The organism is Mycolicibacter senuensis, assembly GCF_003284925.1.
GTDB classification, from domain to species: Bacteria; Actinomycetota; Actinomycetes; order Mycobacteriales; family Mycobacteriaceae; genus Mycobacterium; species Mycobacterium algericum_A.
Window position 1 is genome coordinate 1 of the sequence record NZ_QMEX01000133.1, and the last position, 9,562, is coordinate 9,562.

Genomic DNA, 9,562 nt, shown 5'->3' on the forward strand with positions numbered 1-9,562 from the left:
ATCCGGGACGGGCTGGCCGGCGAACGCCAGCAGCGGGCCGCCGCGATGGCCGCCGTCCGCGACGAGGTCAACTCGCTGAGCACTCGCATCACCGCGCTCACCGAGTCGCTGCACCGTGACGAGGTCGCCAAGGCGCAAGCCGCACTGCGCATCGAGCAACTCGAGCAGATGGTGCTCGAACAGTTCGGGATGAGCTCGCAGGATCTGATCGCCGAGTACGGTCCCGACGTTCCGCTGCCGCCGACCGAACTCGAGATGGCCGAGTTCGAGCAGGCCCGCGAACGCGGCGAGCAGGTCACCGCCCCGGCCCCCATGCCGTTCGACCGGCCCACCCAGGAGCGCCGGGCCAAGCGCGCGGAGCGTGAACTGGCCGAACTGGGCCGGGTCAACCCGCTTGCCCTGGAGGAGTTCGCGGCACTCGAAGAGCGCTACAACTTCTTGTCGACCCAGCTCGAAGACGTCAAGGCGGCCCGCAAGGACCTGCTTGACGTGGTCTCCGACGTCGACGCTCGCATCCTGCAGGTGTTCACCGACGCCTACGCCGACGTCGAGCGCGAATTCCGCGAGGTGTTCGCGGCGCTGTTCCCCGGCGGGGAGGGCCGGTTGCTGCTGACCGACCCGAGCGACATGCTGACCACCGGAGTCGATGTCGAAGCCCGCCCGCCCGGCAAGAAGGTCAAGCGGCTGTCGCTGCTGTCCGGCGGGGAGAAGTCGCTGACCGCGATCGCCATGCTGGTCGCGATCTTCCGGGCCCGCCCGTCGCCGTTCTACATCATGGACGAGGTCGAGGCCGCCCTGGACGACACCAACCTGCGTCGGCTGCTGGCGCTGTTCGAGATGCTGCGGGCCCGTTCGCAGCTGATCGTGATCACCCACCAGAAGCCGACCATGGAGGTCGCCGACGCGCTGTACGGGGTGACCATGCAAGGTGACGGGATCACCGCGGTGATCTCCCAGCGCATCCGCGGCGAAGAGTTGGTCTCCAGCCCGAGTTAGCCGGTCAACTCGCCCAGGGTGAACTCCATGTCCACATGTGGGCGACCTCAAGTGCGTCCCACTGCTCCAGGGTCATCAAGTCAAACGGCCCATCCAGCAGCGCGGACACGGTGCCCCCGCTCGATGGCAGTTCGAATAGTGGCAGGTTACGCCCGAAGGCGTGTTGTCCGCAGTCTGCCGGGCACCACCGACAACCCAACTCCACTACGGCCCTGAAACAATGGCGGGGTGTCTGAAGGTCTCTGGATTGCCCTAGCGGTCGCCGCCGCACTTGTCGTCATCGCCGCATTGATCTTCGGTCTGGTACGCCACCGCCGGCGGCGCATCAGCCTGTCCGCGCCGCATCGCGAGAGCCTGGACCGCTCGGGTGGCTACGCCGCCTCCTCCGGCATCACCTTCAGCCGGACCGAAACGACTGAGCCGTCTGCCCCAGTCATCGGCGACGACGCGACCGTTCCCCGGGACGCGCCCCGGCGCACCATCACCGACATCGAACTGCCCGAAGCTCCCCCTGAGCCCCCCTCAGCGCCCGCCGAAGCCGTCGAGCCGTCCGTCGAACCGGAGATCGAGCCGGTGGAAGGCAGGATGCAACGGCTGCGCGGCCGGTTGGCCAAGTCGCAGAACGCGCTGGGGCGCAGCATGCTCGGGCTCCTCGGCGGGGGTGACCTCGATGAGGACTCCTGGCAGGACGTCGAGGACACCCTGCTGGTGGCCGACCTGGGGCCGGTGGTCACCGAAGCGGTGGTCACCCAGCTGCGCGAAAAGCTGGCCGGCGGGCAGGTGCGCACCGAAGGCCAGGCGCGCACCGTGCTGCGGGAGGTGCTGATCGGTGAGTTGCAGCCCGGCCTGGACCGCTCCGTGAAGGCCTTGCCGCACGACGAGCACCCGTCGGTGCTGCTGGTGGTCGGCGTCAACGGAACCGGCAAGACCACCACCGTCGGCAAGCTGGCCCGGGTGCTGGTGGCCGACGGCCGGCGGGTGGTGCTGGGCGCCGCCGACACCTTCCGGGCCGCCGCGGCCGACCAACTGCAGACGTGGGCGGCGCGAGTGGGTGCCGAGGTGGTGCGCGGCGCCGAGGGTGCGGACCCGGCCTCGGTCGCGTTCGACGCCGTCGACAAGGGCGTTTCGTCCGGTGCCGACGTCGTGGTCGTCGACACCGCCGGCCGGCTGCACACCAAGACCGGCCTGATGGACGAACTCGGCAAGGTCAAAAGGGTGGTGGAACGCCGTGCGTCCGTTGACGAGGTGCTGCTGGTGCTCGACGCCACCATCGGGCAGAACGGCCTGGCGCAAGCCCGGGTGTTCGCCGACGTCGTCGATATCACCGGGGTGGTGCTGACCAAGCTGGACGGCACCGCCAAAGGCGGCATCGTTTTTCGGGTGCAGCAGGAGCTCGGTGTGCCGGTCAAACTGGTGGGGCTGGGCGAGGGGCCGGATGACCTGGCGCCGTTCGAGCCCGCGGCCTTCGTCGACGCGCTGCTGGGCTGAGCGCCCGGGCAGCGATCGTGACCGTCCTGTTACCACCGATCGGCCCGTGGGGTAATTTTTCGGTGTGCTCCCCTCAGCATTTGGCGCAGTAGCGCGCTGCCTCGTCCCGTTCCTGGCCGTCATGGCCCTCGCCGGTGCCGGCCCGGCCCTGGCCGACGGCGATAACCCGCTGGCCGGAATGCCGTTCTACGTCGACCCGATCTCGAAGGCGATGCATGCCTCCAACGCCCAGCCGGAGAGCGCCGAACTGGCCCGGGTGGCCAACACCCCGCAGGCCTACTGGCTCGACCAGGCATTCGGGGTCGGATCCGTCGGTGCCACGGTGGCCCGCCACACCGGCGCGGCCGCCGCGGCCGGTGCCATGCCGGTGCTGGTGCTCTACGCCATCCCGCACCGTGACTGCGGCAGCTACGCCGCCGGCGGCTTCTCCTCCGGTGCGGCCTACCGCGCCTGGATCGACGGCATCGCCGACGGCATCGGTGGTTCGCCGGCCGCGATCGTCCTGGAACCGGACGCGCTGGCCATGGCCGACTGCCTCTCCGGAGCCCAGCGCCAGGAGCGCTTCGACCTGATCAGCTACGCCGTCGACACGCTGGGACGCAACCCGGCCACCGCCGTCTACGTCGATGCCGGGCACTCGCGCTGGGTCAACGCCGGTGAAATGGCCAACCGGCTCAACCAGGCCGGGGTGGCACGCGCGCGGGGCTTCGCGCTCAACTCCACGAACCACTTCACCACCGAAGAGCAGATCGGCTACGGCGAAGAGATCTCCGGCATGACGGGCGGCAAGCACTACGTGATCGACACCTCCCGCAACGGGGCCGGTCCCGCCGAAGGCGATCCGTACGGCTGGTGCAACCCGAGTGGACGGGCCCTCGGTACACCGCCGACCACCGACACCGCCGGCGCGCACGCCGACGCCTACCTGTGGGTCAAGCGGGTCGGGGAGTCCGACGGCAGTTGCGGCCACGGCGAACCGGCCGCCGGGCACTTCGTCAGCGAGTACGCCATCAACCTGGCCCGCAACGCCGGCTGACCGATCACGCCGTGAGCATCGGCTACGACGACGCGCTGCGGGACCGGATCCGGGCACACCTGGTGGCGCACGACCGCCGCGTCGTGACGGATCCGTCGAAGCGGCATGCGGCCGTCGCGGTGGTGCTCGTGGACTCCGAGATCGGCGAGGACCGGGTCGACCCCGCACCCGTGGACGACTGGATCGGCGGGCGGCCCATGCCGGAGGCGGGCCTCGACGGCCGCATGGTCGACGTCTCCGGCGGTGCTGCTTTCCTGTTGTGCCGCAGGGCCTCTCGTCTAACGTCGCACGCCGCGCAGTGGGCGCTGCCGGGCGGTCGACTGGATCCCGGGGAGACCGCGGTCGACGCTGCGCTGCGGGAGTTGGACGAGGAGGTCGGCGTCCGGCTGCCCGACTCGGCGGTGCTGGGTCTCCTCGACGATTACCCCACCCGCTCGGGGTACGTCATCAGCCCGGTAGTGATCTGGGGCGGGGGGCGGCTCGATCCGCGGCCCGCGCCCGACGAGGTGGTGGCGGTCTATCGGGTCGGGCTGCACCAGTTGCAGCGTGACGATTCCCCGCGCTTCATCTCCATCCCGGAGAGTCCGCGTCCGGTGGTGCAGATCCCGTTGGGCAACGACCTCATCCACGCGCCGACGGGTGCGGTGCTGTTGCAACTGCGGTGGTTATGCCTGGAGGGCCGCGCAGACCCGGTCGATGAGCTGGAGCAACCCGTCTTCGCCTGGAAATAGCTGCGGGCGCGCGTAGCCCGCCCTAGGCTGCGGTCCATGGTGATGGACCGCGCCGCGCTCGTCGCCGGCAGCATTCGGCTGGCCTCGGGAGTCTCATTCCTGGTCGATCCCCTTCGGGCGAACCGGATCTGGGGGGAGCCGGACGACCCGGGGCCTTCGGCGCGACTGCTGCTGCGGTCGATGGGTTACCGCGACGCCCTGATCGGGGGCCTGCTGCTGTACGCCGGGGTGCGTGGCCGAGACACCCGCGGCTGGTTTCTGGCCTCCGGTGGTGCTGATGCGGCCGACCTGCTGGGCGGGATGAGCGTGCACGCTGACCTCAAACGCGGCCAGCAGCTCATCGGCCTCGGCGGTGCGATAGTCGGCATCGGCGTCGGCCTCTGGGGTGCCGCGCGACGGCCGGGGCGATCGGGCGCGATACCGGCGGCGATCAGCTCGGCCGGTTGACGGTAGGGGAGTCCAGCAACCGTCAGCTCTTGGTCGCGATGTAGTAGTAGTTCGACGGGTCCTCGGCGATCTCGGTGAATTCGACATCAGCGAAGCCGGCATCGGCCAGCATCGACATGGCCAGCTGACGGCCCCACATGGTGCCCAGACCCGCGCCGTCCAACCCCAACGACACCGGCATGCAGTGCATCAAGGACACCGTGTACCGGTAGGTGTTCCTGGCGACACCGACATTGTCCGCCAAGTGACTCGACGCCTTGGCGTCCGCCATCAGCAGGATGCCGCCGGGACGCAGCGACCGATGGATGTTCTGCAGCACCCGCGCCGGCTGCGCTTGATCGTGGATGGCGTCGAACGCGGTGACGAGGTCATAGGCGCCGGACCGGTCGAACGTGCTCAGGTCATGGCGCTCGAACGTCGCATTCGTCAGGCCCCGTTGGCCGGCTTCCCGGCTCGCTCGCGCAATACCCTCGGCCGAGAAGTCGATGCCGGTGAAGCGGCTGTTGCCGAACTCGGCCGCCATGACGTTGACGGCGTGGCCGCTGCCGCAGCCGAAATCTGCGACGTCCGCGCCGGCGCGCAGGCGTTGGGGCAATCCGTCGACGAGCGGCAACACCACCTCGACAAGTGCGGCGTCGAACACTTCGCCGCTCCGTTCGGCCATCACGGTGTGAAAGCGGGGATATTCGCTGTACGCCAGCCCGCCGCCGTCACGGAAACAGGCCAACACCCGTTGCTCGACCTCGCCCAGCAGCGCGATGTACTGCGCGACGCGCGCCAGGTTGGCGGGACCGGCGGCACGGGTCAGCACCGCCGCGCGGTGCTCGGGCAGTCGATAGGTTGCCGTCGCAGCGTGGTAGTCGATGACGCCGGCAACGGTCACGCCGCCCAGCCATTCCCGGACGTAGCGTTCGTTGAGGCCGGCGGCATCGGCGATCTGGGCACTGGTCGCCGGTGCCGACAGCCCGGCCATGGCATCGAACAGGCCGCTTTGATGCCCGAGGCTCAGCAGCAACGCGAGGCTGGCAGCATCGAGCGCATCGGTGATCCGATCGGCGAAGGCGCCGGCGTCCTCGGTGGATTCCGCCGGTTGGTGCCCGGCCGCTGGTGTCGTCACCGTGCTCCTCGAATTCACTGCGGCCGCAGACCGCAGGTCGTCATAGCCGCGTCCCACGGTAACGAACGGGGCCGCGTCGGCGGATTACAGTGGCGATGTCGGTGGAAGGAGAACCGGCTGCTGCAGCACGGCGATGTCAGGATCGTGGAGATCATCGACCCGGATTACCAGGGCTTCGGACCGGGGGACTGGCCGAGGACATCAAGCTCGGCCTGGGCACGGTACTGCCGCACCATTCCTCGTTCAAACGCATTGCGGTCGTATGGGCCGCGGGCTGAGGTGACCGATGACCGACGAAGAAGGCCCCCTTCGAAAAGAAACGCAACGGGGGCCTTCTTGCTCAGCGGTGAGATTACTTCGGTGGCATCCGGATGCCACCGTCCACCCGGACGACCTCGGCGTTCATGTAGGAGTTGGTGAGCAGCTCGATCACCATCGACGCCAGCTCCTCGGGTTTGCCGAGCCGGTGCGGGAACAGCACCGATTCGCCGAGCTTGGCCTTGAAGGCCTCCGAGGCTTCGCCCTCCCCGTAGATCGGGGTGTCGATCAGGCCGGGCGCGACGGTGTTGACGCGGATCCCGACGGCCGACAGGTCGCGAGCGACCGGGAGAGTCATCCCGACCACGCCGCCCTTGGAGGACGAGTAGGCGGCCTGCCCGATCTGACCGTCGAAGGCCGCGACGCTGGTCATGTTGACGATCGCGCCCCGCTCGCCGGTGTCGGTGAGCTCGTTGCGGCTCATCGCGGTCGCCGCGATCCGGATGCAGTCGAAGGTGCCGATCAAGTTGATCGCCAGTACCTTCCGGTAGGCGTCCAGGCTGTGCGCCGACTCGAACTCGCCGTCCTTGCCGATGGTGCGCTGGGCCCAGCCGATGCCGGCGGAGTTCACCAGCGCCCGCAGCGGGCCGAGGTCGGCGGCGGTGTTGACCGCATCGATGATCTGGTCGGTGTTGGTCACGTCGACGGACACGAACACGCCGCCGATCTCGTGGGCGAGCGCCTCCCCCTTGTCGGCCTGCAGGTCGGCGACGACGACCCGGGCACCCTTGTCGGCCAACTGGCGGGCCGTAGCCGCGCCGATTCCTGATGCGCCACCGGTGACGATCGCGCTTGCTCCAGTTATATCCACGCTGGACACTTTACGCGGACGATAGTCCTCCGATGTTTCGGGCACGGCGAAATAGAAAAAATTATCATCACGTCCCAATAACGCAAGTTATGTCAGTTGGCTGGCTTTCTGCGGTTCCCCTGACTAAAACTGTTGCGCGTGATGTAATTTCGGTTGCAGTTCCGCATCGTGTTGGTGACATGTTCGAGCGCTTTCAGGGAGTTTCCATGGCTGATATCACGGCGATGTCGGGCTTGCGGGGCACAGGGTCATCTCGTCACCTGCGTGCGGTCCTCGCCGCCATAAGCGTTTTCGTCGTGCTCGGCGTTGTGGTCGGCGTCAGCGGTGCGACGTCGCCGTCGGCGGCGGCGTCAGCGGCGGTTGCCGTGTCACCCCAGGTCCAGCTCGCCGCCTCCGATGATGTCGCCGCGGCAGCCGGCGGAGGAACTGCATTCGTCATGGGCGGCAGCGGTATTCCGTTGCCGTCGGAGGGATACGTCAACGCCGCCGACATCATGTACCTGCGGCCGCACGGCTTCACCGGGACCGCGGATTCACTGTTCACCCCCCAGCTCTACTTCCCGGGCAATGTCTCGGAAGTCCAAGGGGCGCAGATCCTCGCCGCAGCGATCAACGAGCAAATCGCCACCGGACAAGCCGGCCCCGACAACCCGGTGTACGTGTTCGGCTACTCGCAGAGCGCGGCGATGTCGTCGATGACGATGGAGCAGCTCTACCACCAGGGTGTGCCGGCCGAGGACGTCCACTTCGTGCTGGTCGGAAACGCCGCCAACCCCAACGGCGGTATTGTCGAAATGCTCAACTTCTGGGGCGGGGACGTCAGCTTTTGGAACGGATTGACCCTTGGTCATCCGACTCCGGACTACTTCACCACCGACGTCTACACGATGGAATACGACGGCTACGCCGATTTTCCCCGGTACCCGCTGAACCTGCTGTCAACGCTCAATGCCATCGCCGGCATGTTCGTGACCCATATCGGATATTTCGGGCTGAGCGAAGACGACATCGCAAACGCGATCGCGTTGGAAACCACCGACCCCGACAGCCTGACCAACTACTACATGATTCCTTCCGAGACGCTGCCGCTCCTGGATCTGTTGCGGCTGAACCCGGTCTGGGGCAGCCCGCTGGCGGCCCTGTTGGAGCCCAGCATGCGTGTCCTGGTGAACCTGGGTTACGGCAGTCTCACCGAAGGCTGGAATCAGGGGCCGGCCAACGTGCCGACCACCATCAGCTGGGACCTGCTGCCGAGCAACATCAGCTGGACGGACATCAACGCCGCACTGGCCAACGCCTGGACCGAGGGAGTTCAGGACGCGATCAAGGAACTGCAGGACCCGAAGACCTACTTCCTGGGCGGATTCATGGCGGAGGAGCCCTTCTCAACGGTGTGGAACGCCGCGCAGCGCGTCTACTTCGACATCCAGGACCCCACGTCGCTGTTCGGCGGTTCGGCGATGGCCACCGATCCGGCGGGCACGTCGGACTTCACCGACTTCCTCGGTTCGCTGGTGGACGGCAATCCCGACCTGTCCTGGATCGCCGACCTCTTTGGGCTGGACATGATCGGCCCCGCCTGAGGTCGATCCGGCCCGTCACCACCGCATTCGTCACCACGGATTTGTCGCAGAAAGGTCTTGGGAAAATGAACCGTCGTCATCGCCGCGGAATCGGCAAGCGTGGGGTCACCGCAACCGGTCGGTGGTGTCGGGCGGTGGGTGGCGCCGCAGCGGCCCTGGCCGTTGCGCTCACACCGGTGGCGACCGCGCCCTCGGCGCAGGCGGATTTCGACTTCCTGGACCCAAGCAGCTGGTTCGACCCGTCGGTGTTCGATCCGGTCGACGTGGGCATGGCCAGCGCCGATCCGATCGACATCGGGCCGGCCGACTTCGACATATTCTCGCCGGGCGACTGGTCCGAGCTCTACCACGACAGCTTCTACCTGCCGCTGCACAGTGCGATTCAGGTCTGGATGCACGACGCGGGCAACCAACTCACCATCGATCTGATCAACACCCCGTGGGTCCTGATGTTCGGCCGGGACCTGATCGGTGACGGGATCGATGGGTTCACCGGCACCAACACCTCGCTGTTCGGCTGGCTCGGACTGGGCGACCTCGGCGACGGTGGATTCCTGTTCGGTGACGGCGGCACCGGTGTGGCGGGGGTGGCCGGGATCAACGACGGTATGGGCGGTGTCGGTGGCGACGCCGGAATGTTCGGTAACGGCGGCGCGGGCGGCCAGGGTGCGGCCGCCTTCCTCGGCGTCAACGGCACTGTCATCGAGGCCGGCGACGGTGGTCAGGGCGGCTCCGGTGGCTGGTGGCTCGGCGACGGCGGCGTCGGCGGCCGGGGCGGCACCGGCTTCTACGACACCTTCGACGGCAACAAGCTGGTGACGCACGACGGTGGCAACGGCGGTGAGGGCGGTGACGCGCTGGCGGCCTGGGGCTTCGGCGGGGCCGGCGGTGTCGGCGGGTCCGGTTGGGCCGGGGTCAACAACACCGTGATAACGGCGTTGAACGGCGGTAACGGCGGTAACGGCGGAGTCGGTGGGAGCGCCGGGTGGTTCCTGGGCAACAGCGGCGACGGCGGTTCCGGCGGTTCGGGCGGCA

Annotated in this window: 8 protein-coding genes and 2 pseudogenes; 8 read left to right on the forward strand and 2 right to left on the reverse strand. The window is 68.0% G+C overall.

Annotated elements, in window-relative coordinates; genetic code table 11:
• The 5 genes from DQP56_RS19885 to DQP56_RS19905 form a co-directional block, all read left to right on the forward strand.
• Window positions 1–996 (forward strand): AAA family ATPase (locus DQP56_RS19885; RefSeq protein WP_165825091.1); only part of this gene is annotated, 996 nt, incomplete at its 5' end.
• Between the two features lie 228 nt (window positions 997–1,224).
• Window positions 1,225–2,484, forward strand: a complete 1,260-nt coding sequence (gene ftsY / locus DQP56_RS19890) for a signal recognition particle-docking protein FtsY (RefSeq protein WP_112688386.1) — start codon at window positions 1,225–1,227, stop codon at window positions 2,482–2,484.
• Window positions 2,485–2,605: 121 nt separating this feature from the next.
• Complete coding sequence (locus DQP56_RS19895; protein ID WP_112688388.1) at window positions 2,606–3,520, forward strand: glycoside hydrolase family 6 protein; 915 nt, start codon at window positions 2,606–2,608, stop codon at window positions 3,518–3,520.
• 11 nt (window positions 3,521–3,531) lie between these two features.
• Window positions 3,532–4,251, forward strand: a complete 720-nt coding sequence (locus DQP56_RS19900; protein WP_112688390.1) for an NUDIX hydrolase — start codon at window positions 3,532–3,534, stop codon at window positions 4,249–4,251.
• Window positions 4,252–4,287: 36 nt separating this feature from the next.
• Complete coding sequence (locus DQP56_RS19905; RefSeq protein ID WP_112688392.1) at window positions 4,288–4,698, forward strand: DUF4267 domain-containing protein; 411 nt, start codon at window positions 4,288–4,290, stop codon at window positions 4,696–4,698.
• Window positions 4,699–4,720: 22 nt separating this feature from the next.
• Here DQP56_RS19905 and DQP56_RS19910 read toward each other — a convergent pair whose 3' ends face one another.
• On the reverse strand, window positions 4,721–5,815 hold the full coding sequence (locus DQP56_RS19910; RefSeq protein ID WP_112688395.1) for a class I SAM-dependent methyltransferase: 1,095 nt from the start codon (window positions 5,813–5,815) through the stop codon (window positions 4,721–4,723).
• 42 nt (window positions 5,816–5,857) lie between these two features.
• Between DQP56_RS19910 and DQP56_RS25785 the strand changes: the two are divergent.
• A pseudogene (locus tag DQP56_RS25785) lies at window positions 5,858–6,078 on the forward strand (hypothetical protein); the annotation flags it as partial.
• 89 nt (window positions 6,079–6,167) lie between these two features.
• On the opposite strand, the gene DQP56_RS19920 reads toward DQP56_RS25785, so the two are convergent.
• A complete protein-coding gene (locus DQP56_RS19920; RefSeq protein WP_112688398.1) occupies window positions 6,168–6,944 on the reverse strand; it encodes an SDR family NAD(P)-dependent oxidoreductase in 777 nt (258 codons plus the stop codon).
• A gap of 206 nt (window positions 6,945–7,150) precedes the next feature.
• On the opposite strand from DQP56_RS19920, the gene DQP56_RS19925 reads away from it, so the two are divergent.
• Window positions 7,151–8,527 carry a PE-PPE domain-containing protein gene (locus tag DQP56_RS19925; RefSeq protein WP_234825744.1) on the forward strand — a complete coding sequence of 459 codons (1,377 nt, stop codon included), beginning with the start codon at window positions 7,151–7,153 and terminating at the stop codon, window positions 8,525–8,527.
• Between the two features lie 65 nt (window positions 8,528–8,592).
• Window positions 8,593–9,562 (forward strand): annotated as a pseudogene (locus tag DQP56_RS19930) (hypothetical protein); the annotation flags it as partial.